The organism is Guggenheimella bovis, assembly GCF_054492335.1.
Window position 1 is genome coordinate 682,100 of record NZ_JBQWTF010000001.1, and the last position, 25,357, is coordinate 707,456.

General features: G+C 44.8%; 22 protein-coding genes and 1 riboswitch. Of the genes, 6 read left to right on the plus strand and 16 right to left on the minus strand.

From position 1 onward, the window contains the following. Positions 1-72: 72 nt before the first annotated feature. Genes ACUB3H_RS03515 through ACUB3H_RS03525 form a run of 3 tightly spaced genes read right to left on the minus strand, consistent with a single transcriptional unit; the run spans position 73 to position 3,344 of the window. Positions 73-1,398 carry a hypothetical protein gene (locus tag ACUB3H_RS03515; protein WP_459129272.1) on the minus strand — a complete coding sequence of 442 codons (1,326 nt, stop codon included), beginning with the start codon at positions 1,396-1,398 and terminating at the stop codon, positions 73-75. A gap of 15 nt (positions 1,399-1,413) precedes the next feature. Next, positions 1,414-2,880, minus strand: coding sequence for a hypothetical protein (locus ACUB3H_RS03520; RefSeq protein ID WP_459129273.1), 1,467 nt, complete (start codon positions 2,878-2,880; stop codon positions 1,414-1,416). Then, a complete protein-coding gene (locus ACUB3H_RS03525; protein WP_459129274.1) occupies positions 2,877-3,344 on the minus strand; it encodes an RNA polymerase sigma factor in 468 nt (155 codons plus the stop codon). Before ACUB3H_RS03525 ends, ACUB3H_RS03520 begins: the two co-directional genes overlap by 4 nt. A gap of 102 nt (positions 3,345-3,446) precedes the next feature. Here ACUB3H_RS03525 and udk point away from each other — a divergent pair, with 102 nt between their 5' ends. After that, positions 3,447-4,088 (plus strand): uridine kinase, encoded by a 642-nt coding sequence (gene udk, locus ACUB3H_RS03530; protein WP_459129275.1) that lies wholly within the window; start codon positions 3,447-3,449, stop codon positions 4,086-4,088. Between the two features lie 23 nt (positions 4,089-4,111). Here udk and ACUB3H_RS03535 read toward each other — a convergent pair whose 3' ends face one another. Continuing rightward, positions 4,112-6,589 carry a choice-of-anchor I family protein gene (locus ACUB3H_RS03535; protein ID WP_459129276.1) on the minus strand — a complete coding sequence of 826 codons (2,478 nt, stop codon included), beginning with the start codon at positions 6,587-6,589 and terminating at the stop codon, positions 4,112-4,114. Between the two features lie 113 nt (positions 6,590-6,702). Between ACUB3H_RS03535 and ACUB3H_RS03540 the strand changes: the two genes are divergently transcribed. After that, positions 6,703-7,680, plus strand: a complete 978-nt coding sequence (locus ACUB3H_RS03540; RefSeq protein ID WP_459129277.1) for an MBL fold metallo-hydrolase — start codon at positions 6,703-6,705, stop codon at positions 7,678-7,680. On the opposite strand, the gene recR is transcribed toward ACUB3H_RS03540, so the two are convergent. The 3 genes from recR to dnaX are packed head-to-tail and all read right to left on the minus strand — an operon-like array spanning position 7,677 to position 10,119. After that, a complete protein-coding gene (gene recR / locus ACUB3H_RS03545) occupies positions 7,677-8,276 on the minus strand; it encodes a recombination mediator RecR (protein ID WP_459129278.1) in 600 nt (199 codons plus the stop codon). The two genes, ACUB3H_RS03540 and recR, sit on opposite strands and share 4 nt — an antisense overlap. Further along, positions 8,276-8,620: a YbaB/EbfC family nucleoid-associated protein gene (locus ACUB3H_RS03550; protein WP_459129279.1), complete on the minus strand. Its 345-nt coding sequence runs from the start codon at positions 8,618-8,620 to the stop codon at positions 8,276-8,278. The genes recR and ACUB3H_RS03550 overlap by 1 nt, the downstream gene beginning before the upstream one ends. A gap of 8 nt (positions 8,621-8,628) precedes the next feature. Then, entirely contained in the window at positions 8,629-10,119 is a 1,491-nt protein-coding gene (gene dnaX, locus ACUB3H_RS03555) for a DNA polymerase III subunit gamma/tau (protein WP_459129280.1), read from the minus strand. Positions 10,120-10,231: 112 nt separating this feature from the next. Between dnaX and ACUB3H_RS03560 the strand changes: the two genes are divergently transcribed. The 3 genes from ACUB3H_RS03560 to ACUB3H_RS03570 are packed head-to-tail and all read left to right on the plus strand — an operon-like array spanning position 10,232 to position 13,943. Next, complete coding sequence (locus tag ACUB3H_RS03560) at positions 10,232-10,921, plus strand: response regulator transcription factor (protein WP_459129281.1); 690 nt, start codon at positions 10,232-10,234, stop codon at positions 10,919-10,921. Beyond that, positions 10,899-12,665: a sensor histidine kinase gene (locus ACUB3H_RS03565; RefSeq protein WP_459129282.1), complete on the plus strand. Its 1,767-nt coding sequence runs from the start codon at positions 10,899-10,901 to the stop codon at positions 12,663-12,665. The genes ACUB3H_RS03560 and ACUB3H_RS03565 overlap by 23 nt, the downstream gene beginning before the upstream one ends. Positions 12,666-12,722: 57 nt before the next feature. After that, positions 12,723-13,943, plus strand: coding sequence for a glycosyltransferase family 4 protein (locus tag ACUB3H_RS03570; RefSeq protein WP_459129283.1), 1,221 nt, complete (start codon positions 12,723-12,725; stop codon positions 13,941-13,943). A 51-nt stretch (positions 13,944-13,994) separates the two neighbouring features. Here ACUB3H_RS03570 and ACUB3H_RS03575 read toward each other — a convergent pair whose 3' ends face one another. The 5 genes from ACUB3H_RS03575 to recD2 form a co-directional block, all read right to left on the minus strand. Further along, complete coding sequence (locus ACUB3H_RS03575) at positions 13,995-15,497, minus strand: DUF1846 domain-containing protein (RefSeq protein WP_459129284.1); 1,503 nt, start codon at positions 15,495-15,497, stop codon at positions 13,995-13,997. 98 nt (positions 15,498-15,595) lie between these two features. Beyond that, positions 15,596-16,126, minus strand: a complete 531-nt coding sequence (hpf, locus tag ACUB3H_RS03580; RefSeq protein WP_459129285.1) for a ribosome hibernation-promoting factor, HPF/YfiA family — start codon at positions 16,124-16,126, stop codon at positions 15,596-15,598. Positions 16,127-16,177: 51 nt separating this feature from the next. Continuing rightward, positions 16,178-16,768 carry a ComF family protein gene (locus tag ACUB3H_RS03585; RefSeq protein ID WP_459129286.1) on the minus strand — a complete coding sequence of 197 codons (591 nt, stop codon included), beginning with the start codon at positions 16,766-16,768 and terminating at the stop codon, positions 16,178-16,180. Next, complete coding sequence (locus tag ACUB3H_RS03590; RefSeq protein ID WP_459129287.1) at positions 16,762-17,421, minus strand: GNAT family N-acetyltransferase; 660 nt, start codon at positions 17,419-17,421, stop codon at positions 16,762-16,764. The genes ACUB3H_RS03585 and ACUB3H_RS03590 overlap by 7 nt, the downstream gene beginning before the upstream one ends. Next, positions 17,418-19,562: an SF1B family DNA helicase RecD2 gene (gene recD2, locus ACUB3H_RS03595; RefSeq protein WP_459129288.1), complete on the minus strand. Its 2,145-nt coding sequence runs from the start codon at positions 19,560-19,562 to the stop codon at positions 17,418-17,420. The genes ACUB3H_RS03590 and recD2 overlap by 4 nt, the downstream gene beginning before the upstream one ends. Before the next feature lie 43 nt (positions 19,563-19,605). Between recD2 and ACUB3H_RS03600 the strand changes: the two genes are divergently transcribed. Beyond that, positions 19,606-20,028: an HD domain-containing protein gene (locus ACUB3H_RS03600; protein WP_459129289.1), complete on the plus strand. Its 423-nt coding sequence runs from the start codon at positions 19,606-19,608 to the stop codon at positions 20,026-20,028. A 33-nt stretch (positions 20,029-20,061) separates the two neighbouring features. Here the strand turns inward: ACUB3H_RS03600 and ACUB3H_RS03605 are convergent, their stop codons facing one another. The 4 genes from ACUB3H_RS03605 to ACUB3H_RS03620 form a co-directional block, all read right to left on the minus strand. Beyond that, positions 20,062-21,909, minus strand: coding sequence for a DUF2207 domain-containing protein (locus ACUB3H_RS03605; RefSeq protein WP_459129290.1), 1,848 nt, complete (start codon positions 21,907-21,909; stop codon positions 20,062-20,064). Then, complete coding sequence (locus ACUB3H_RS03610) at positions 21,909-22,466, minus strand: LemA family protein (protein ID WP_459129291.1); 558 nt, start codon at positions 22,464-22,466, stop codon at positions 21,909-21,911. The genes ACUB3H_RS03605 and ACUB3H_RS03610 overlap by 1 nt, the downstream gene beginning before the upstream one ends. 76 nt (positions 22,467-22,542) lie before the next feature. Further along, the gene (gene metK / locus ACUB3H_RS03615; protein ID WP_459129292.1) at positions 22,543-23,691 is read right to left on the minus strand and encodes a methionine adenosyltransferase; all 1,149 of its coding nucleotides are present in this window, start codon (positions 23,689-23,691) and stop codon (positions 22,543-22,545) included. A 48-nt stretch (positions 23,692-23,739) separates the two neighbouring features. Then, positions 23,740-23,837: riboswitch (SAM riboswitch) on the minus strand. A 32-nt stretch (positions 23,838-23,869) separates the two neighbouring features. Next, positions 23,870-25,282, minus strand: a complete 1,413-nt coding sequence (locus ACUB3H_RS03620) for a DEAD/DEAH box helicase (protein ID WP_459129293.1) — start codon at positions 25,280-25,282, stop codon at positions 23,870-23,872. Positions 25,283-25,357 lie beyond the last annotated feature (75 nt).

The window sequence follows — 25,357 nt, forward strand, 5'->3', positions numbered from 1 at the left end:
TTTCTTACTTACTCTTAGTATAGCAAAAGAATAAACAAAAGACGGCTCATTCGAACCGTCTTACGTTATCATTTATTTCTTTAACGATGAAAAATAGGAATCAAAGTTTTCCTTGTTCATGAGGTGGTAGTAATCACTCGTTACACCATTTTTCGTCACGGAATAGTCGGGGAATGTCAAACTTACTTCTTCACCGTCTTCATAGGTTACATGAACCTCATAGAGAATGGTTGGCTCCCCTTTTACCTTCTCGTAAGCTAAAGGACTTGTCGATCGAAACGTTTCCCAGAACTCGTTGGCTTTAAATTCTTCTAAGGGAAGTTCTTTCTTCGTCTGAACATCAATGATTTGAAGCTTTTTTACAGGCTTAAAGGCACTGATGAGAAGGTCCTTTGAAATCTCTTGTCTATCTGCAAGCTCTTCGTTATAGGAGGAAGGATCGAGTGCAGGGACGAAGTATTCATCGAGAACGAGAGGGTTGTCGTTGGTCATGACGGCAAAGCGGTAGTACGGAAGCATGCGACTTTTTGTACCTACCATGTAGATGAGTTCCACATCTAGGACGGTCTTCTCTTCTGGTTTCACGACAGAGTTTGAAAGGTTCTTCCCAGAAAGGAGCATCTCCTTCGCTGTCTTTGCGCTGATCGCCTTATAATCTCCGATCTTTTCTACATTTTTTTGATCCAAGAAGTTCATGAAGATCGCAGGCTTTCCTTCCCACATGTCGGTCATGGAGTCTGCTACCTTCGTAAAGTAGAAACGTGCGCATTCCACCGGATCGTCCGAGTGATCGTAGAAGGTTACTTCACTCTGCGTATCATGCGGATCAAAGCGTCCTTCGACGGTATTCGGATGTTTAAAACCAAGCTTCTTTAAAATCTCTACTCGATCGGTTTTGGCATCCATACAAACGACCGTAAATCCATAAGAGGAATAGAAGATCTCGCCTTCTTCTGCTTTTACGTTAAGTTGCATCCCTTCTTTATATTGAGCTTCGTCAGCCACGCTCTTTATGTTCCAGTCGAGATCATGGGCAACTTCTTGAGCTCTCTTTTTTAGTTCTTCATACTCTTCGCTATTGTTCATTTTATAAGCAGGAAGTGTATCGAAGGCTAAATCGAAGCCCGTCATGGGGCTATTTCCAAAGAACTCCTTGACATTTTGAACCTCGGCATGAATCGGATAGAGCTCGAGCTCGATGTCAATTGGAAGCTTTTCTAAGCCAACCTCTGGTTCTTTTGTCGCTTCATTCGTCACGACCTCTGGTTCTTTTGTCGGTTCCTTTGTCGCTTCATTCGTCACGACCTTTGGTTCTGCTGTGGCTACAGGTTTTTCTGTCGATTGGCAGCTTGTAAGGAATAACGCTATGATGAGTAGAAAGAGTATCCCCTTTTTCATTGCTCCTCCATTTTTCTATTGATTTGATTGAAGTAGTTCTATAAAGATAAGTGTATATAAATCGCCATTGTCGATGTCGTACGCTTCACTCGTATATCCATCGTATTGAATGGAATACTGAGGGAAGGTCATGATCGTTTCCGATCCCTTTTTCTTGAGTGTGATCTGGAAGCGCTGTGCATGTTCATCGGCTGTCGTCTTTCTCGACGGATAAGCTGTAATCTGTGTATCCATGATAAAGGATTTGAGGTAACCAATATCTTCAACCTTAAGTTCTACCGTCTTATTGGTCTCGTTATCTAAGACCGACACGCTTTCTACGCCCTCAAAGTCTGGTAAGTTCTCCTTCATGACCCATTCGTTCTTACCGCTTGCTCCCGTGTAGTAATCGGGCTTAAAGGCAGGAACGTAGTAATCAAAGGCATAAGGCGTGCCATCGATAACATCTGATTTTAAGAAGAAGTGGTAGTAAGGAAGTACATAGCCCTCACCATCCGTTCCGTAGAGCAGTTCCATTCCAAGAATCTCTAGATCCTTTGGATGCGTGAGATTTGTTGAGAAGGCTTTTCCCTTTAGAAGTTCTTCTTTCGCTTCCTTGGGTGAAAGGATAGGAAATTCACCTAGATTCTCATCGTTATCCGTATACGTATACTCTGCAAACCAGGTGCCACCGGCTTCACCGATGTCGATGAGGTTCATTTGCGTATAGTTTACGAGGCGTGTGAGTGAATCAGAAGAATCTTCATAGAAAGCTCTTTGATACTCTTGTGCTTCGCTAGTTACATAAAGCTCCTTCATGTGGTTAAAGCCCGCCTTCTTTTGAATGGCTTTCCAGGATTCATCAGATGGCTTTTCATTAAATGTGAGTGTCACGCTATTTTGTGGAAACGATGAAATCGTTCCTTCCTTACAGACGACCTCGATGAAGTTTGAGGTTTCGTAGAAGGCTTTTTCACTCATCTTTTCTTTCGTCCAACCAAGCTTTTCAACGATCTTTTCTGTTCTCTTTATAGCCGTCTCATAGGTCCAGTTGGTATCTCTCTTAAAAGCAGGAAGCACCTTAAATGGTACGTCTTCCCCCTTAAAAGGAGAGTTCTTGAGTGTCTCTTCTGTAAAAGGCTTGGTTAAGACATGTTCGCCGATAAATGCATCGTAGCCGATATTAAACTTCTTTGAAATCACTGGTTCAGATTCCGACTGAACGTTTTCTTCCGTCTTAAACGATTCCGTCGATGGAACAGAACTCGCTACGGGAGATCCACTTGGTTTCTGGAAGTTTTCTGCAAGATATACTGCAAGGACGATCACAGCTACCGACGCAAGTCCAAAGAAGAGTTTTACAAACGGTCTTTTCTTTTCTTCTATCTTTTTTCCGACAGGTTTCATAGTCTCCTCCTGACTTTGAAGACTTTGGGCGAGTCGACGCTTTACTCCGTCATCTAAGCGAATGTCGTCCATTAATTCTTTATATGGGACTTTCATTCTATCGCCTCCTTTGCTTCAAAAAGAATCCCCTTTAATTTTTCTTTTGCTCTTTGTATTTTTGTTCCGACAGTACTCGGGTTAAGCCCGAGAATCTCCGCAATTTCCCGCTGCTTATACCCTTCATAATAGAAGAGGTAAATGAGAGTTCGCTCTTCCCCTTCGAGCTCATTTAACTCTGAAAAAGCCTCGCGATGTTCTACTTTTATCTGTTCTTCGCTTAGCTCCATACGTTGATTCCAACGTGATCGGAAGAAATCCTTGGTACGGTTCACGGTGACACGAATGAGCCAAGCTTTTAAATGCTCCTCCGACCGCTCAGTGTCATCCTCCAAAAGCCGTAGGAAAACATCCTGTGTGATGTCCTCAGCATCGGCTTTCGTCCCAACCGCTTGAAAGGCTATTCTATAGACCATGTCAGAGTACTTGTCGATTACGCGCGCCAATCGATTTCGTTCTCTCATTTTCCCTCCTACACTACTAATACGTTTCAAGGACCCTTTTTTTCTCAAAAAAACGAATTTATTTTTTTATACCCACTATGATAGAATGATTTTGAGGTAACGATGAATCCATTTATTGTTGGCATTGCAGGCGGTAGCGCCTCTGGAAAAAGCAGTGTCGTAGAAAAAATAAAAGAAAATTTAAAAGAAAACGTGCTCATCTTGAGTCTCGATAGCTATTATAAGAGCTTTGATGAAATGACTTTTGAAGAGAAACTCAAGGTGAACTACGATCATCCCGATGCCTTTGAGCTCGATCTCTTATTAGAGGATCTAAGAAAGCTTAAGGAGGGTCTTAAGGCTTCCATTCCCGTCTACGACTTTGTTAAGTACGTGAGAAAGGAAGAAAAGAAGACTTTAGAAGGAAAACCTGTCATTATTGTAGAAGGTCTCTTTGCCCTCTACGACGAAAGGATCCGAGAGCTTTTAGACCTCAAGGTCTTTGTAGACTGCGATAGCGATGTGCGCCTCATAAGACGCATTAGAAGGGATGCCATCGAGCGCGGAAGAAGCACGGAAAGTGTACTGAACCAGTACGAAAGCCAGGTGAAGCCCATGCACGAGACGTTTGTGGAGCCATCGAAGCGCTATGCACACGTCATACTTCCTGAGGGGGCAGAAAACACCGTGGGGTTAAAGCTTCTCATCGATACGCTAAAGAAGGAAAAGAAAAGAAGGACAAATAGAAAAGCCGACATCGTTTGATGTCGGCTTCATTGTTTTTATGACTATTTTACGAGGTCAAGAATCGTGTCGTTTACAGTTCTTGTGATAGAGAGCTCACCACCTAAAACGATTGCATTCTTCACGTTCTTTTTGAGGAACGTTTCAGCAGCTGTTGGAACTTCCTTGCTGTCTACGAGTACCATCGGTGCATCGAGTTTAGCAGCATAGATGCTTCCAGCGAGAGCATCTGGGAAGTTTTGTCCGTTTGCTACGACGGAAACTTCGCTCTTATCGTGGTAAGTCGTTGCAATGAGAGCACTCGTCTCAAAGCGAGTATTACCAGCGATGCGCTTCATGTTGTAAGGAGCGTAGATGGAAGCGGCTTCTTTACTTACTGCCATCTCTCCACCGATAACTGTAACGTTTTTAATTCCACCTAGGAGTTCAACGTTCTTAAGTTCTGCCTTATTTTGAGGCGTTAAGAGAATCGGAACTGCTTTATTGGATGCATGGCTTGCGATTGGAGCAATGCTTAGAGCATCTGCAAAGTTTTGTCCGCTTGCTACAAAGACGTCTGTGAAGGAATGGTGAGCCTTCACTGCTTCGTAGATCTTTCTTGAAGTTTCATAGCGGTCAGCACCGAAGATACGTGTTACTTCGAGACCCATGTCTTTAGCCTTTTGTTCTACTTCTTTACTTACAGCCTTTTCACCACCGATGATCGTAAGCTTCTTTACACCGAGACGGCTGAGTTCAGCTTGTGTATCGACTGGTAGGTCGTTGGACTTTGTTAGAAGAAGTGGTGCATTGTAGCTTGCTGCAAGAGGTGCTGCAGAAAGAGCATCTGGGAAGTTTTCTCCGCTTGCAAGAAGTGCTACATCGCTTGCCATAAAGGTTTCTTTTGAAATCTTACTAGCTGTTTCATAACGGTTTTGGCCTGCGATGCGGTTTGAGAAGGTGTAAACAGCAACTGTTCCACTGATCTCATGAGCGACATAAAGTGTAGCTTTTCCTGTCTTACTCTCTTCTGCTGGTACAAAGCGTATTCCTTCTGGAGAGATGTCTTTGGATGTTGGTTCAATGACGCGTACAAAGGCTGGCTTTTGTGGGTTAGAGAGATCGTATACGAAAATCGCACCGAGACGCTCTGTTCCTACGAAAGCATAAGGTACACCGTCGATGTAACCAGATGCTACGCCTTCTGGTTCAACGCCCTTGTCGTCACTTCTGGAGTCAAAGGACTCTGGTGTTCCTTCGCAGTTGAAGTAGTTTGGCATAGCGTCCATTGGGATGGATGCGAAGTCGTTACCGCTGTCGTAGATCATGTTTGCATTGCTATCTAGGACAGAGAAGCTTCTTCCACCGAAACCGTAAAGGGTCTCGTATTTTCCGTCTTTTTCGCCTTGAGCGGTTGTAACTTTGAGACGTCCGAGTTGATCTTCGTTAAAGAGACCATCTTTTACCATTTGGTCGAGTTGAGCTTGTGTAAAGCCCTTGTAGTTTGTAGCTTTAAGTGCAATCTTATCTTTTCCAGCGAGCTTCGCTACACGTACCTCTTCACTGTAGCCTTCCCAGTCGGCTGTATCACCTTCGTTAGCGGTTAGGATGTAGTCCTTACCAGCAATGTTAATGATGCTCATTCCGTCAGGCATGTAGAAGCTTAAGATCGGAACGTTACGAAGCTTAGCTACTTTATCCTTATCCGATGGGTCCATCTTGGCATCGAAGCTGAAGTCCTTCGTTCCAAGGTCTACGATCTTTTCGAAAGAAAGGGTTGGGATGTCAAAGATCGCAATGATGTTCGATTCTTGACAAGCGACATAAGCCTTTTGGTTGTCCTTTGAAAGAACGATGTATTCAGGCTCGATATTTTGTGGATAGGTTTGAGCAGGATTGCTCTTACGAACGGTTTCAGGAATCGTTACGCCTGTGAAATCTACGGTTGCAGACTTCTCCATCTTTCCTGATTCACTTACAGTGATCACAGAAACAGAACCATTGGGATCGACCTTGTAGTCATCGGATGGTTCGCCTTCGTTAGCAACGAGGATCTTTTTAGAGTCTGAAGAGATCGTTAGCATGTCTGGAAGTGCACCGACTTCTACAGCACTGATGATATTTCCCTTGAGGTCAAAGGTTAGAACGTGACCGATGTCGGTCTTTACTTTTGCAGGTACTGCGATGGCAAGATACTTTTCGTTTGGAGCGATGGCAACAGATGTGATGTCACCAGCGTTTCCTGTAAGAAGATTTGAAACGTTAATGCGTGTTGCGACCTTCCAGTCGAACTTGGTCTCATCCATTTTCGTTAGGTCTAGGGATTTCTCAGCACCGTTAACGGTTGCCATGATTCCTGCCTTAGGAGCCACGTCGACAATTTCTGTTCCAGCTTCACCGCTTCCAGAATCGAAGGAGTGTGCTTTATCGACGATGAGCGTCGTGAGTGTCGGGTAAACGATATTTTCTGTCGTTAAAGCAAAGCCTTGAACAACGGAAAACATCATGACTAAAACGAGTACGAGTGCAAGTTTTCTTTTCATGTTTCCTCCTATGGGTTAGTACATTCATTTTACCGAAGCGAAGTAACCTTAAAGTAAAACATAGGTAAATACATAGTAAACCCGAAGATGGGTATGAATCGAACGAGGTGCTTATGAAAGAAATTTATAAAGAGATCTACTTGAATGAAATTGAACTGCCAAATAACCCATTAAAAGCGATCAATAACTACTTGATCCAGTCGGAGGGTGAAACACTCATGGTCGATACGGCTTTTAATACGCCGGAGACCATAGCGAGAATGGAAGGAATCTTAGAGGAAAAAGGAATTGATCCGAGCAAGATGAAGCTCTTTTTAACGCACTTGCACTCGGATCACACCGGTCTTGCCTCTTGGTTTGAATCGATTGGTACTGAAATCTACATGGGTAGTGTCGACTCCCACTATGTAAATACGATGACACAGGAAGACAGCCCCCACTGGAAGGACATCGAGCACTTTGCAAAGATTCAAGGGCTCGAAGAAGATCAGTTAGACATCTCAGACCATCCAGGCTTTCGCTATAGACCACGTAAACCCATTCAGGTTACAGTGAAGGATCCTGGAAGTACGGTAAAGGTCGGATCATACACCTTTGAAGTCATTGACATCAAAGGTCATACGCCAGGAATTGTAGGACTCTACGAAAAGGAACATAAGCTCTTTTTCTGTGGAGACCATATCTTAGGAAAGATCACCCCAAATATCACCTTCTGGGGCTTTGAGTACGAAGACATCCTCGGTACGTACTTTGAAAACCTAAAAAAAGTTTACGACATGGACATCAATCACCTGTTTAGCTCCCATAGAGAGCTTCTAGATGACTACCGTAAACGCATTGAAACACTCTTTTCTCACCACGAAAAGCGTCTCTTTGAAGCCGTCACTTCACTTGAAAAGCACGGACCATCGACCGTCAGAATGGTTACAAAGAACTTAAGCTGGGACATCAGAGCTAAAAACTGGGATGAATTTCCAAAGAGTCAGAAGTGGTTTGCAGCTGGTGAAGCACACGCTCACCTAGAACACCTCTACCATAAGGGAGAAATAAAAAGAGAGGAGCGCTCAGGCGTCCTCTACTACAGTCTCTAATAACTATGACGGCCTTCAAGGGCCTTTAAAAGCGTCATCTCATCGGCAAACTCTAAGTCACCGCCGATCGGAACGCCGTGCGCAATGCGCGTCACTTTTACAGGATATTCTTCGAGCCTTTTCGAAAGGTAGACGGCTGTCGCCTCACCTTCGAGCGTGGGGGAATTCGCTAGAATCACTTCTTCGACTCCCTCCGACTCGATCCGATGTAATAGCGCTTCGATCGTAAGATCTTCTGGTCTCACGTTATCTAAAGGAGAAATCCTTCCGTGTAAAACGTGATAGAGCCCCTTGTATTCTCTCGTCTTTTCGATCGCAACGAGATCTCTTGGCGTGTCCACAACAAGGACCGTCTTGGGATCTCGTTTTTCGTTTAGACAGATGGAACAGAAATCATCTTCTGTAAGATGAAAGCAGCGCTTACAAAAGTGCACCTTCCTCTTCATGGTGACGATGGCCTGTGCGAGCTCTACCGCATCCTTGGTAGGAAGGTCGATAATGTTACCCGTGAGCTTTACTGCACTCTTTTGACCGATTCCTGGAAGCTTTGAAAGCTCTTCAATGAGACGGTTTACACTCTCTGGATAGTAATCCATTAGAACCCCGGAATGTTAAGTCCGCCAGTGAGCTTACCCATGGCAGAGCTCATGGATTCCTCTGCTTGTCTGTAAGCTTCATTAATGGCACTAATAATGAGATCTTGAAGCATTTCGATGTCTTCAGGATCGACGACGGATTCTTCTAAGGTAATGGAAAGAAGTTCCTTCTTACCGCTCATCTTTACTGTGACGGCACCGCCTCCGACTGAAACTTCAAATTCCTTCGCTTCAGCTTCTTGCTGTGCTCTTTGCATCTCCTCTTGCATCTTTTGAGCCTGTTTCATGAGGCTCTGCATATTTCCCATGTTTCCCATGCCTGGAAAACCACCGCGTTTTGCCATGCTTCCTCCTATTTAATGATTAATTTATCGAGATCTTGACCTAAAAAGGCCTTGAGTTGATCGAGTTCTGACGTCTCTTTGGTCACGGGTTCAAAGATTTCAATCTGTCTTTTACCCCCTAAAGCGACTTGAATCGCACGGTCTAAGAGAGCCATGTTTTCTGAAGTCTTTACGGCTTCTCTACTGAAGTCATCCTTAAAGCTTAGGACGAGCTTTTCTTCATCGAGCGTTTCAAGTTTCGCTTCAACTAAGATGTAATAGAGTGAATGCTCTCCTTGATCCTTAAGAGCCTTAAGGATCTTTTGGAAGTAAGCTCTCTCATCCCCTGCTTGAATCTCTTCAACGGGAATGTCCTCTACGACCTTTTCGATGCCACGTTTTTCTACGACGCGCTTGACTTCTACCGTTCGAAGGACGGAATTGAGTTCAGCAATTTCTATCAGAGCAAGTTCCAACGGAAGCCTTGGAATCGACGTGTAGCGAAGCTTTCTATAGGCTTCATCGAGTATTCGCATCGCTTCTCTTAAGTCTTTCTCACTCACCTCTTTATATTCATCGACATAAGAAGGTCCCGAGTAACTTAAAAGCTCCTTGGCGCTCTTTCCGACGAGCTTTTCTAAGAGAATCGTCCTTAAAAAGGCTTGAAGTTCTTCGATGACAGAGCCGACCTCTCTTCCCTCACGAATGAGGTGATCGGTCTTTTGAAGGAGCGATTCCATCTCGCCGTTAAAGCAGCTCTTTAAGAGGTCGTGGACGCTTTCTCTACCTAAAATGCCTAAGCTCGTTCGAACGGAATCGTAAGTGAGTTTTCCTTTCGAGATCGAGAGTGCCTTATCCATGAAGCTAAGGGCATCTCGCATCGCACCTTCCGAGTGACTTGCGATCACTTCGAGGGCTTCGCGGTCGTACTCCACGCCTTCTTTTTTACAAACGTGCTCAAGCCTTGAAACGACATCCTTTTCATCGATTCGTTCAAAGTGGTAGCGCTGACATCTCGAAAGGATCGTCTCTGGAATCTTTTGAAGCTCCGTCGTTGCGAGAATAAAGACAACTTGCTTGGAAGGCTCCTCTAACGTCTTAAGAAGCGCATTAAAGGCTTCCTTCGAAAGCATTTGTACCTCGTCTATGATATATACTTTATAATGAGAGTGAGAAGGAACAAAGTAGGAATTTTCTCTGAGCTCTCTCACATCATCTACGCCATTATTACTAGCGGCGTCAATTTCAATGATATCGAGCAGTCGATTTTCTTGAAAGGCGATACAGGACTCGCACTTTCCACAAGGGTTTCCCTTCTCTGGCGAGAGACAGTTTATGGCCTTACTAAAGACCTTGGCCATACTCGTCTTACCTGTACCTCGAATTCCACTGAAGAGATAGGAATGCCCGAAGGTACCGCTCTCCACTTGATAGCGAAGACTCTCTGCAATTTCTCTTTGACCGGCAAAATCCTCAAAGTCGTGAGGTCGATATTTTCTATAAAGGGCTAGATAGCTCATTGTCACCTCATCTTTCTAGAATGAGTATACCATTTTTCAGGCGTAAGATTGATTTAAGAATTTCGAAAGATTCTTGTAAGAATTAGGACCTATAGTAAGAGTAGGAGGAAAGATGACTACTGTATTAATCACTGATGACGATCGCGAGATCAACCGCGCTATAAAAACACTCTTAGAAGCAGAGGGTATTCGTGCCCTTCAAGCTTACGATGGAATCGAAGCTTTAAATGTCCTCGAGGTAGAAGATGTCGATCTCGTTCTACTCGATATTATGATGCCACGAATGGACGGTTTATCGACGCTCGTAAAGATTCGTTCCACTAAGAATATTCCTGTACTGATGCTCAGTGCAAAGAGTGAAGAGAGCGATAAGATCGTAGGCCTCGGCTTAGGTAGTGACGATTACATTACGAAGCCCTTTAGTTCCTTAGAACTCATCGCTCGCGTAAAGAGTCACTTGAGACGCTATCAAAAGCTCGGTGGTCAAGAGGTTCCTTCCAATGACATGCTCATCGTAAGAGGCTTAAAGCTCGACCGCTTAAAGCGTGAATTCTACGTCGATAATGAACTCGTGCATCTTACGAACAAGGAATTTAGCATCCTAGAACTACTCATGAGTCATCCCTCGCAAGTGTTTAGTGCCGATCAGATTTATGAAAACGTCTGGAACGAAGACCCTTATAATGCAGAAAATACAATCATGGTTCACGTCCGAAGGATTCGAGAAAAGATAGAAATCAATCCCAAGGATCCAAGCTATTTAAAGGTGGTGTGGGGAATTGGATATAAAATCGAAGCGTAATCAAAGCTTTATACAAGTCATGGGCTTTATCCTGATCGTGATCATTCTCACGGGAAACTTTGTCGCCTTTCTTTCGACAAGCGATACAAAGTTTTCCTTTACCGATCTCTTTAAAGACTCCGTGAATGAAACGGAATGGATCGTTTTCCTGTTACAGGATGAGATGCGAAGTGTGATAAACATGTCTCAGCCCTTAGAGAGTGATACCTACTTCGAATTAATCGATGAAAGAACAGGACGCTACGAGAAAAAGCTCCCTCCCTCAGGAAAGATGACCGACCTTCCATTTTACTTTGGAAAGGTCAATGATTCCTTTGTCTATCCTAAGGGAACAAACTACACTTACAGTAGTTTCTGGCCAGATGTGGACCATCTCGTCGTAGGGTATGAGAAAGCGAAGATCGATCGTCTACAAGCGACCTTTTTAGGGCATAAGGCGTTTCGAATCAGGCTCTTAACGATCCAGCTCATCTCTCTCATCGCAGCCCTCATTCTACTTGTCTGGCTCATCACGACCGTCTACAATGCAAATGATAGCTTTTTAGCGAGCTTTGACGTCATACCTTTGGCGTTCATATTCCTTCTGATGTTCCTCGCGTTAAGGCTAGGCGTTCCTCTCTTAAGCTTAATGTGGGAATCGAAATACTCGCTATCGGCTTTCATTCCCTTTATCACCATCTCTGGCATTCTCTTTGCCCTCTTTCTCCTTATGATTCTCCTCTTTACGAGCCGAATTAAGAGAAGAGTCTTCTTTAAAACGACAGTCATCGGTTACTTCTTCCAATTCCTATCGCTGATGCTTAATGCACTCATCGGTAAAAAGAAAACAGCCCCCGATCGAATAGATAAGAGACAGTATATCTTTTTAGCACTCTGTGCCTTTATCGTTATCTTCTTCGTCATCGGCTTCTCAAGAGACCCCATTGAAGTCCTTACGTCGCTAGGAGTAGTACTTCTTAGCCTTTCGGGCTGGTTCGTCTACTCCAATCAGAAGGACTTAAAAGAACTCAAAGACGATCTCGATCTTTCGCTCTCTGAAAAGATCGAAAGCGAACGAACGAAGGTCGAACTCATTACAAACGTAAGTCACGACTTAAAGACACCGCTCACATCGATCATTAGTTACATCGATCTATTAAAAAAAGAAGAGCTTTCAGAGACGGCCACAGAATACGTCACAATTCTCTCTGAAAAGAGCGAACGCTTAAAGAGGATACTTAGCGATGTCTTTGAAGTTTCAAAGGCTTCAAGCGGTGAATTAAAGCTCGAACTACAAGAGCTCGATCTAAAGACTCTCCTTCAGCAGATGCTTCTAGACTATGAAGAAAAGATCGAAGAATCGGGTCTCGACTGGAAGATCGATCTACCGGAAGAGTCGGTATACGTCGTTGCAGATGGAACAAAGCTCTACAGAGTTTTTCAGAATCTCTTTGATAATGCTACAAAGTATGCTATGAAAAATACACGCGTCTTCTTGACGCTAAAAAATCTAGGGGAACGCTGTGAGATTACTCTCATGAATACAGCCAACTACCCATTAGACTTTACAGAGGAAGAGGTGCTACGCCGCTTCTATCGTGCCGATATCTCAAGGACCACAGAAGGTAGTGGATTAGGCCTATCGATCGCAGAGACCTTCACTTCCCTCATGGGAGGTGACTTCCAGGTGAAGCTCGAGGGCGATCTCTTTAAAATTCACATCACACTTCCTGTCATACAAAAAGAACAAAAGGGGATTGAATGAGCCGTAAGGCTCATTCGTCATGTCTTGAAGTTATGCTATAATAGGCTGGGAGAAGATATGAACATTTTATACATTGATCACTATGCTGGTAGCGAGTCGATGGGAATGGAATTCCGCCCCTACTACGTTGCCAAGGAACTCATAAAGCTAGGTCACCGCGTACTTATTGTCGCGGCTGATTTTTCGCACCTAAGAAACTGGAATCCACAAATTAAAGAAGATTTTGAGCTTCAGACGATTGATGACATCGACTTTCTCTTTTTACACACGTCACGCTATCAAGGGAATGGCTTTCAGCGCTTTAAGACCATGCTTCAGTTCGTATCGAAGCTCTACTTGCATCCTAAAAAGGTCTTAGAGATCATGAAGCCCGATGCGATCATCTGCTCTTCAACATATCCATTAGATACGTACGCTGGTCAAAAGCTTGCAAAGCTTTCTGGAGCGAGACTATACCACGAGATCCACGACCTCTGGCCACTTACACCTAAAGTCCTTGGCCACATGAGCGATCACCATCCCTTTATCATGCTCATGCAGCGTGCAGAAATCTCTGCTTATAAGAATTCGAGACGAATCATTTCGATTCTTCCAAATACCGAGGTCTACGTCAGAAGACTGGGAATAAAGACAGACCTAACGGTGATCCCTAATGGTCTACCGACCTCCTACTTCGAAGAGACGTATGCTCCGAATGAAAGCATTAAATCCCTTGTCGATGAACTCCACGAAAAGGGCCATTACGTCGTCGGTTACGCCGGTGGACTCAGTATCTCGAATGCCCTCATGGATCTCATCGATGCCATGAAAATTCTAAAGAAACGTCCCATTCATGCGATCATCATCGGTGACGGCATCGAAAAAGATGCACTGAAGCGTGCTGCTGTCGACAACAACCTAAACGTCACCTTCCACCGCCCTATCGAAAAAAATACGGTCATTCCAAGTCTCGCACTGATGGATGCCCTCTACATTGGAGGAACATCCAATGAGATCTACCAATATGGAATCAGTATGAATAAGATCTACGACTACATGATGAGTGGTGTGGTAGTTGTAAATGCTTTAGGCATTGATCACTGCTGTCTCACCTACGCGAAGACTTCGATCAATGTGAACCAAGGAGATCCTCGCTCAATCGCAAAGGGTATCCTCACTTCAATGGAACTCACGCCAGAAGAACGCGATGAGATTCGAAGAAAAGCTCGAGCCTTTGTAAAAGAGAAGCACAATTATGAATCGATTGGAAAGGACTTCGAGGAAGCGATTTCGAATTAGAGAAAAGAAAAAACAAACCTAAAAGAAAAAAAAACGGCTTAGCCGTTTTTTTTAATTATTATAGTATAGACTCTCTGAAGCAAAGACAGGATCTGACGTTGCCTCAATACCGAGGTGTCTTAGTGTATTGGAGTCTCTCTTATTTAATATCGTGGTCGAATGAAGCTGAGAACCACTTAGCATACTGAGCTTTTTAAAGGCCGCTTCTGCTAAAGGATTCGTAGCTGCTGAGATCGTTAGAGCAATGAGGACCTCTTCTAAGTCGAGTCTCGTTTCGTGCTGCTTTAAGTTCTTCTTTAAGCGCTGAATCGGTTCTAATACGACAGGCGGTAAGAGGTGGATGCTATCTGAAATATTAGCAAAGATCTTTAAGGCGTTTAGTAGTGCAGAAGCACTCGCTTGCATGAGATCTGTCATCTTTCCTGTGACGATCGTTCCATCGTCAAGTTCTAGCGCTACCGTACTTACGACATCTTGGCTGTTGGGGTCTTTTAAGGACTGTGCTTTTTCTCTTGCAACAGGTACGACTTTTCGGTCATTTTCCGTGAGTTCCATGCGCTCTAAGATTAAGCGGATGCGCTCATAGCTTTCGGAATCGACTCGTCCGAGCTTATAATCGACTGCCGTTTTAAAGTAGCGTCTAATGATCTCTTGCTTAGCTGCTTCCTTTACGATCTCATCGTCGATAATTCCAAAGCCTACGCGGTTTACACCCATATCGGTAGGAGACTGATAGGGTGATTCCTTGCCTGTGATCTTTTCTAAGATTCGCTTTAATACCGGGAAGGTTTCGAGATCGCGGTTGTAGTTGACACTTAGCTCATCATATGCATCGACGTGATAGAAGTCGATCATGTTGATGTCTTTTAAGTCAACCGTCGCTGCTTCATAGGCGATATTTACAGGGTGCTTTAGTGGTAGGTTCCACACGGGGAAGGTCTCAAACTTCGAATACCCTGCTTTGACTCCTCGTTTGGACTCGTGATAGAGCTGATTTAAACACGTTGCAAGCTTACCATTACTCGGCCCCGGAGCCGTCACTACGACAATGGGCTTTGTCGTCTCTACAAAGGGGTTCTTTCCGTACCCTTCTTCACTAACGATCACGTCGACATCGGTGGGATAACCCGCGGTTGGGCGGTGAATCGTGACCTTTACGTCACGTCGTTCGAGGCGGTTAATGAAAATATCGGCTGCTGGTTGCTCGGCATAGCGCGTAATGACGACACCGTTTACTAGGATGTCGTTATCACGAAGGTCATCGATGAGCTTTAGCACTTCCATTTCGTAACTAATACCGAGATTGTCATTGATCTTATTTCGCTCGATGTCTCCTGCGTAGATGCAGATAATGACCTCCACCTGATCTTTTAAGCGATGCAAGAGCTTGACTTTTGCATTGGGATCAAAGCCTGGAAGGACGCGCTTGGCATGTGCGTCATTAAAGAGCTTTCCTCCGAATTCCAAGTAGAGCTTATCAAATTGATGGACTCTTTCTAGGATAAACTTCGACTGCTCTTCAAGATATTTTTCATGATCAAAACCTATTTTCACCGTATCACCACCTTTTAATCAAATCATTTCTCATTGTACACTACTTTTTAGCTTTTAACCACTCATAACTCCAAGAAAAAAAGGTCCCGAAGGACCTTTTAATGCTGTGGAACAATGAGCCCGAAGCCACCGTTTTTTCTAGCATAGACGACGTTGATTTCGTCGGATTCACTATTGATAAAGACATAGAAGTTGTGGCCAAGGAGTTTCATTTGAAGCACTGCCTCCTCTGCATCCATGGGCTTTACCGGGAAGGTCTTGGTCTTTACGATCGAATGAACCGTATCCTCCTCTACCGAATCATCTAAGAGCTCGTGGTCTCTTATGGATTCTTGAGCCATGTAGCGATTTCTAAGGGCTGTCTTGTGCTTTCTAATTTGACGCTCCATCTTGTCGATGGCTTCGTCAATCGATCCGTCAATGTGATGACTTCTGCTCTCGGAGCGTAGAATCGCTCCCTTTAAGGGGATTGTAATTTCTACAATGATTTCTCCCTTCTCTTCATAGAGCTTCACTTGAGCGGTCTGTTCGAAGTGAAAGAACTTATCGAACTTCTCTAGACGGCTTGCAATGTATGCTTTCGTCTTCTCAGCTACCTGATAATTTCTTCCCTGAACGTTCGTCTTCATATCATCACTCCTTTACTATGTTTTAACATATGATACCCAAAAACGTAACAATTACGCCTTAGCGAGTGTGATAAAAAGAACCTCCCCGGAAAAAGAGCCGAGTGCCCGATAGAAGCTTTGAATGCTAGAACCCGTCGTATAGATGTCGTCTATGACGACCGTTAAACCCGTAGGTTCTTGAAGCCTCTTAAAGGCTCCCTTCGTCTCCTCGTGACGATCCTTTCTTCCGAGTCCAAAGAGACTCTTCGTAAAGCGAACACGGCGACAGAGCTGAACCATAGGAACATGGAGTGTCTCTGCGACGTTTCGAGCGATGTCTCGAGACTGATCGAAGCCACGAGCGAGGCGCTTTAAAGGGTGCATGGGAAGAAAACTCACACAATCTACAGGAATTTCGTTTTCCGTTAAAAAGGTTACGATGTATTCACTGAAGACACGCGATAAAAAGCGGTTGTCGTGAAACTTCATGGAGCGAATGAGACCCTTAATGGGATCTTCGTAAAAAAAGAGCGGGTAGACAAAGTAGCTTCCCTTTTGGATGCGCTCTAAACTGACCCGATCTCTTAGTTTTTCTTCACAGCGAGTGCAAAAGTAGTGCTCACAAAAGAGCTCTTCCTTGCACGATAGGCATCTCTTTACCAAATCCAGTTGATCTCCTTTGGTGACGAGTCAAAGCCGATCTTCTTTTGTAGAAGAATACTCTTTTCGTTTGAAACCTCTACGTGACCATAAGGCACAATGCCTTTCTTTAGTTGCTCTGTGATGAGGTTTTTAACGAGCGCTTCGGCATAGCCTCTTCTTCTATACTCCTCTCGAATGACGAGTAAGCCCATGGAGCCATCCGTATGAACACCCGTAAAACCAACCATCTCCCCGTCCTTATAACCTGCGATGAGACGAGGGGTTAGGATAAAGTTCTCTTTTAAGTACTCCTTCGAAAAGGTCGTATAGAGTTCACTTACGAGGTCTAGTTCATCGAGCGAAGGATGACGGAAGGTAAGGTCTGTTGTAAAGGATGGAGCTTCCTTTTTGGTCCAGACGAATTGAACACAGCGAAGCTCCGTATGAAGGTTAAAACGCTTCTTTATATAATCTGTGATCTCAGCGTCCGTGAGTAGAACGAGCTCGGCCTCAAAAGGAACGTTGTCAAGTTCTTTTAGGTCCTCATTGGTCGCTTTTATCACATGTGCTTCCGTCAAGCGATCATAGAGGACCGTGACGCTCTCACTCTCATAGACGACCTCTACGTCCGGAAGCTTTTTCATCTCTTCGATTGCTATATGTTGATATCTCATTGAATCCTCTCTTTTAACGATGTATTTCTCTGGAAGGTATCGACCGCGTCGACCATGCGGTAGAGTGCATGCTCGTAACCTACGACCACGAGTAAGCGCTTGGCTCTCGTAAAGGCCGTATAGAGGACGTTTCGGTTACAGAGGATCGATGGCACTTCACCTAAAACGATGACGACGGCTGGAAATTCACTTCCTTGACTCTTATGAATCGTAAGAGCATAGGCGTGCTCCAAATCACCAATCTGTTCTCTTTCATAGACGGCTTCTCTCGTCTTTTCGAAGACGACCGTAAGCCTTCCGGTGCGCTTGTCGAAGTCTATGACTTCTCCCATGTCGCCATTAAAGACACCCTTTTGACTCTCTCCCGTCACCCTGTCCTTCCAGGAGAGCTCGTAGTCGTTTCTCGTCTGCATGACCTTATCGCCTACGAGAAAGCCTCGATACTCTTCTCCTGAACCGAGTAAAGCGGTCTGAAGCTTTCGGTTTAATTCCATGGTCCCTAAGGGTCCTTTTTTTACAGGCGTTAAAACTTGAATGTCCCAAGGGTCGAGATCGTAGTATTCAGGAAGGCGCTTGGTCACGAGTTCCACCACCAAGGAAGAGATGTCGTCATCTCGGTAGCGCTTCATAAAGAAAAAGTCACCCTTAGGGTCGAGCTCAAAGGTCTTTTCTCCTTGTATGACATGGTGAGCGTTTAACGAGATAAAGCTCGTCTCACTCTGACGGAAAATGTGCGTTAAACGCTTCGAAGGAAGCTTTTCTGAGCTTAGAAGGTCGTGAAGAACCTTTCCTGCTCCGACACTTGCTAGCTGATCACTGTCACCTAAAAGGACGACTCTCGTCCCCTCTTCTACGGCACTCAGTAAAGAACTCATTAAAAACATGTCGATCATCGACACTTCATCGACGACTAAGAGGTCTGTCTCTAAAGGATTCTCCCGATTTCTTTCAAAGCTTAAAAGCTCCTCATTCTCACTAAAGCGATACTCGAGCAAGCGGTGAATCGTCTTGGCTTCAAAGCCTGTGGCTTCTTCCATGCGCTTTGCCGCCCTTCCCGTAGGAGCCGTTAAGAGGATCTTTTTAGACTTTCTCTCTGCCATATCTACAAGTGCTCGAATGAGCGTCGTCTTACCCGTTCCCGGTCCGCCTGTGATGATCGAGAAGGCATTCTTATCGACGAGCTCCAAGGCTTCACGTTGTAACGCGTGAAGGGTGAGCTTCTTTCTCTTTTCAAAGTCTTCGATGTCACTCTGATCGAAAAAGGGCATTACCTCTTGTTCTCTAATTCGATCGACATCGAGTGCGAGTAGGATCTCCGTCTCTAAGCTTCGAAAGAGGTAGATCCTCTCCTTTTCCTCGGCTAAGTAAGACCCTAGTAGGGCGTCGTCTACCATCCGTTCGGCACTCTCGCGTTCCACGTTTAAAAAGAACGCTAAGCGACTTACGAGATCACTTCTTTCAAGATAGACGTGTCCTTTTTGAAGTTCACGGAGCATCTCACTTATGAGAAAGGCGTGAATGCGACTGGGGTGATCACTCTCAAAGCCTAAACGCTCTGCGATGCGATCGACCTCAGTGAATCCGATACTAGGAATTTCTAGATAGAGCCTGTAAGGATCTTGTTCGATGGCTTTTTTCGCATCCTGTCCATAATTTGTTAGAACCTTTGCGACCTTACTAGCGGAGAGCTTTAAGCTCTGTAAAAAGAGCAAGGACTCTCTTCTCTCTCGAATTTCTTGATAGCTTCGAACGATCCGTTCAAGCTTCTTTTTGCCGATTCCTGGAACACCGAGGTAGCGTGTGGGTTCTTCTTCTAAGATCATAAGAGCATCTGTTCCAAAGCACTCAATGATTCTCGAAGCGAGCCCTGGACCGATTCCAGTAATCGTACCCGAAGCAAGAAAGCGCTCTAGTGTCTCTAACTCATCTGGCATAATGAAACGGTGGGAATCGATTCGAAACTGCTCGCCGTACTTCGTATCGACAAATTCACCTTCAATTTCCAAGGTGTCCGTCTCTGAAATTTTATGTAAATAGCCCGTCGCAACAAACATGTCATCCTCTGATTCGAAGAGACCTACGAGGTAGCCATTTTCTTCATTTTCATATATAATTTCTTCGAGATGTACGCGTAAAACCATATTCCCTCCAATAGATATTGTAACGGAAAGCAGGTGGTAATCAATGGATAAAATAGAAGCGTTACAAGAAAGAATTCAATCGTTCTTAGGAAGAGAACTTTCGATACACACAAAAGGCGTCGCCAAATTTGCCAAGATCCTTGCAGAACAAAGAGAGCTCGATCGAGACCTCTCGGTCGCCTCTGCACTCCTTCACGACATTGCGAGAGAAACTTCCTTTCTCGTCACGAAGCACGGGAAAAAAGGAGCTGAGATGGCACCCCCTTTTCTAGAGGGACTCTTTACAGAAGACGAGATTCACGTCATCTGTCGTGCCATTCGAGTTCACCCGAAAAAAAAGCTCCTTCATGGACCGTATGAAGAGCTCTTAAAGGATGCTGATGTTCTCCAGCACATGGAAGAAGGGATCCTTCCGAGAAAAGAACGCTATCGTAGAGAAGATCTCATGAAAAGGAATTCAAAGTAAAAGCACCGAGAGTCATCTCGGTGCTTTCCATTTTTACCAGCTAGAGCCTCCGCCGCCTCCGGCGCCGCCCCCTGAGAAGCCTCCTCCTCCGAAGCCACCGCCACCGAAGTCTCCTCCACCAGATGACTGAGGAACACTCTGTGCTTCTCGCATCTGATGTTCAAAGGAAGACGGGAAGTGTGTAGGATTAAAGCTTTCACCAATGTACCACTCAGGTTCTGGAACGGCAAGCTCCTCTAAGTGCTTACCCCACTTCTTCGATAGTCCTAAGACGTAAGCATACGGTAGAACATCGTAGAAGTAGTTGGGATTTTCTTCGTAGAGAGCATTGAGCTCTTCTGCTTTCGCTAAGCGAATAAATTGTTCAAAGCCTCGAACCTTACCTAAGACACTTCGAGCATAAGAAGTGTATTTCTTTAGACGCATAAACTCGACGTGTAAGATCTGTACGAGTAGGAATACGACAAAGACGAGTAAGAACCAGCTATCGAAGAGCGCACTTATTTCAAAGTTTTTCACCTGCATCGCAAAGAGTCCGATAAAGGCTACGCTCATGACGATGAGGATGATGACCGTTGCAATGCGCGGTGACTTGATTAAGCGTTGAACGAGTCCTAGGATCACAAAGCTCGTTCCTAAGAGGATGCCCATCGCAATGACTGCTCCGAATTGATCCATTCCAAGCATCTTATGAAGCTGATTTGAGATAAAGTACACGCCCACTCCAAAGAGGATGAGACTCAAAAACTTTGGAAGGTATTGGTAGCTATTCTCTAGAATCTCTTTGTTACCAGAGAACTTCTTAGGAAGACCGACCATGTAATTTTGAATATCTAGGTAGAACTTATCTTTAAGTTGTGTGATAGAGACACTTTCGCCATCGTTACCGTAGCTAAACATCGCATCAAAGAGGTACTTTTCGTCGTTATCGTAGATGAAAGAGGAATCCTTTAGGCGATGGAAAGTCATGGTCTTCTTTCCCCAGCTTCCCTCTTCCTCTTCGATCGTAAGAAGTCCCTTTTTCGCCCAGAAGAGGACGAGCGAGGCCACCTGCTGTTGATTGATACGTTCCTCGTGGAAGATGTAACCGAGCTCTGGAGGATTTAGATCAAACGGTGGATCGAAGCTAACAACCGTTGCGATCGTATTATTTCGAATGTTTTTAATGTTTAGGATGGTCGATGAAAAGATTCCCACGATCATTGTTCCAAAGATGGTTAAAAATTCCTGTAGCTTATAGGGCTTCGTAGGATTCTTAAAAAAGCCTTCTTCAAAGTCTACGCGAAGCGTCAGTCCTTCGTTCGGACGAAGCATTCCCGTTTCACCCGATATGGTGTTTCCATCGATACTCATAGGAACAGGCTGCTTAGAACCGTATTCACCTCTCGTAACCTTCGCAAGTTTGGGATCGACATTTCCTGGAAACTTTGCCACAAAGGTTGCACGGTGAATCGTCGTATTCCAACCTTGACCGATCATGTTGAAGTAAACTTGGTCGAACTCGCGGTTACGGTCGTCACCTAAGGCAAACTCGTATTCGATGACGTAACTTACAGGTCCCTTGACATACGTACTGGCTTCACCGATTCTGATGTCTAAATCGTTCGAGCGGCTCGTTTCAAAGGGAATCGGACGACCCAAGTCGTCTGTAATGCGCTTAATCTTAAGGTCATGCACATATCCGTAGTACCTGAGTGGAATGTTTCGAATGATACCGTGACTCGGTACTGAAAAGTTCGCATGAATCGTTTCTTTTACGGTGATGTTATTGCTCTGATCGACATTTAATTCGATGTCATATTGATCAATTTCAAACGTCTCTGCAAAAGCTCCTAAGGGAATGCACAGTAGGAGCAAGAGAGCAATGATCCATTTTTTCATTAGTTTTCCCCTATTCTAACACTACCTCGTTCATTGAGCTCTGCTTCAAAGAAGGGCTCGTCCTTAAAGTGAAAGAGCGATGATATAAGGAGCGTCGGGAAGGTATGCTTCGTCGTATTGTAGAGCTTTACATTGCCATTGTAGTAGAGTCTAGAATCGGCAATGTCCTCTTCAATCTCCTCAAGCTGATTTTGTAACTTCATAAACCCGACATCGGCCTTTAGCTCTGGATAATTCTCTACAATCGCACGAATCGTAGAGATGCGCTCGGTGAGTTCTTCGTTTGCTCTCACCTTTTCTTCGAGCGTCGTCGCTTGAACGGCTCTCGATCTCGCCTCAGCCGTCGATTCGAGTGTTCCTTTTTCGTGTTCGGCATAGCGCTTTACCGTTTCTACGAGGTTCGGTACGAGGTCATAGCGTTTCTTTAAGTAGACGTCCATCGTAGAAAAGGCCTCTTGAACAGATAATTGAAGTCCCTTTAAGCGGTTAAAAGAACCGATAATAAAGAGAATAGCTAGTAAAGCAAGTGCAATCAGTGCATATAAAACAGGATGCATAACATCTCCTTTCTTCTAGGTAAAATATACCTTATATCAGACCACTTTAAGCATGAAAAAAAGTGGCTATTCGCCACTAAAAGGTTTTTAAAATCTCTACTTTATCTAAGCGCTCCCAAGGAAGATCGAGATCCTCTCTTCCAAAGTGTCCATAGCTTGCCGTCTGCTTGTAGATCGGACGTCTTAAATCGAGCATCTCGATAATACCTGATGGTGTTAGATCGAAGACCTTTTGAATGATCTTCTCGAGCTCTTCATTCGTCTTTGCACTCGTTCCGAAGGAATCGACGTAGATACTCGTGGGCTTTGCAATACCAATGGCATAACTTAGACCGATCTCTACTTTTTTACAGAGGCCACTAGCTACGAGGTTCTTTGCAACGTAGCGAGCAGCATAGCTTGCTGAGCGGTCGACTTTGGTCGGGTCCTTTCCACTGAAGGCTCCACCACCGTGACGACTCATACCGCCGTACGTATCGACGATGATCTTACGACCTGTAAGACCTGTGTCGGCAGAAGGTCCACCGAGAACAAAGCGGCCCGTTGGATTCACATAGATCTTCGTCTTTTCATCGACGAGTCCTTCGTTAAATACAGGGCGAATGACATGCTCAATGATGTCTTTTTCAAGTTGATCATGAGAAACGTCTTCTGAGTGCTGTGTACTTACGACGATGGTATCGATACGAACGACCTTATCGTCATCGTATTCAACCGTCACTTGGCTCTTGCCGTCAGGACGGAGATACTCGAGCGTTCCATTCTTTCGAACTTCTGCGAGTTTAAGTGTTAGCTTATGAGCAAGTGTAATCGGTAGTGGCATCAAACTTCTCGTCTCATCGGAAGCGTAGCCAAACATCATACCCTGGTCTCCTGCGCCGATGGTCTTTGTATCTTTCGACTCATTGACGCCCATTGCGATATCGGAGCTCTGCTCGTCTAAAGAGACGAGTACGCCACACGTATCACCATCGAAGCCGTACTTTGCACGCGTGTAACCAATTTCCTTCAGTGTCTCGCGAACGACCTTTTGAATGTCTACATAGCAGTTGGTGCTAACTTCTCCACTTACGACGACGAGTCCTGTCGTTGCTAAGCATTCGCAGGCTACTCGAGCATATTTATCGTTTGTAAGGATCGCATCTAAAATCGCATCGCTAATCTGATCACAGACCTTATCGGGATGTCCTTCGGTCACCGATTCAGATGTAAATAAGTGTCTCATCTTTTCCTCCTTCAATGAAAAAAGAGCCTATAGGCTCTCTATCTAGTTATCTTATCTTCCAGGATTTCCTGTAGGATTTAGCACCGACTCATACACCGGTTGCTGGGCTTCAGTGGGCCTATTCCCTCCGCCACTCTTGATAAGTTCATATTTAATTCCAACCTACTATAGCACGCTTCTAGCGTTTTGTATAGGGTTTTCCGTAATTTTTCTTTCCTGCTGGTCGACGTTTTTTATCCTTGTAATCGCGCTTTTGAGGCCTTTGAGGCTTACCAAAGCTGTGATCATTGAGGTCGCGGTCGACGGTCTCTAAACGTCCAATCGTATCTTCAAAATAGAGAGCCAACAAATCGTAAGGATTGATGTTCTCATTTTCAAGTTTACGGAAGACTCCGCGGTAGTGATCGGTAATGGCAGGATCGATGCGTAAGACAAGTGCATTTAAAGCACTTTCGATACGAAGCTCCCCAGCACGCTTTAACGATGGCACTTGCATCGATTCGATCGGCTTTTTAATGTAGTGCTCTACTTCCTTTAAAAGGAGGAAGTCCTTATGGGTAAGGATACTGATCGCCTGACCGCTCTTTCCGGCTCTACCGGAACGACCGATGCGGTGAACGTAGTATTCGACACTCTCTGGTAGATCGTAGTTAATGACGAGATCGACGTCTTCGATGTCAAGTCCTCTCGCGGCGACGTCTGTTGCAACGACGACCTTAATGAGGCCTCGGTTAAACTGACGCAGAACTTGTAGTCGATGCTCCTGCTTCATGTCGCCGTGAATGCGTTCTGCCACGACTCCCTTTTGTTGAAGGAGTTCGATGAGTTCATCGACCATGCGCTTTGTGTTCGCAAAGATCATGCAGCGCTCTGGAGAGAGTGCATTTAAAAGTCTTAAGAGCACCTCTTTTTTATAGGGGCGCTGAACAGCGACATAGCGCTGAACGACCGTGTCTACGGAGATAGACTGTGGTTCAATCTGAACGTGCACAGGATCTACGAGAAACTTATTCGAGATCGCTTTAATGGGCGCAGGCATCGTAGCAGAAAAGAGTAGACGCTGTGTCTCTCCTTCAATTTGCGATAAGATTTCTTCGACGTCTTCACGGAAGCCCATGCGAAGCATTTCGTCCGCTTCATCTAAGACAATCGTATGCACGTGACCTAAGCGAATGGTGCGCCTTCTCAAATGATCCATCAAGCGCCCTGGAGTTGCCACAATAATCTGGGGACCTTTTTTCAAAAAGCCAATTTGACGTTCAATCTGTTCTCCGCCAAAGACGGCAAGGGTTCTGATACCTTCCATGTAGGCTGAAAGTTCACGATACTCAGCTGCCGTTTGAACAGCGAGTTCGCGCGTAGGACTTAAAACTAAAACTTGTGCCTTTGGAAGTGTTTCGTCGACCTTTAACAGTGTGGGAATGGCAAACGCTGCCGTTTTTCCCGTACCCGTCTGGCTTTGACCGATGAGGTCGCGTCCTGCTTGTACAAGCGGAATCACGCGAGCTTGAATCGGTGTCATCTCAAGGTATCCCTTATCGTGGATGGATCTTAAAACCTCAGGGTGGTTGATAATTTCATTGAATTGCATTAAAACCTCTTTCTCATTGAGTTCTAACTGTAACACAGACCATGCCCAATGTCTATGACTATTTTCGTTAGAATG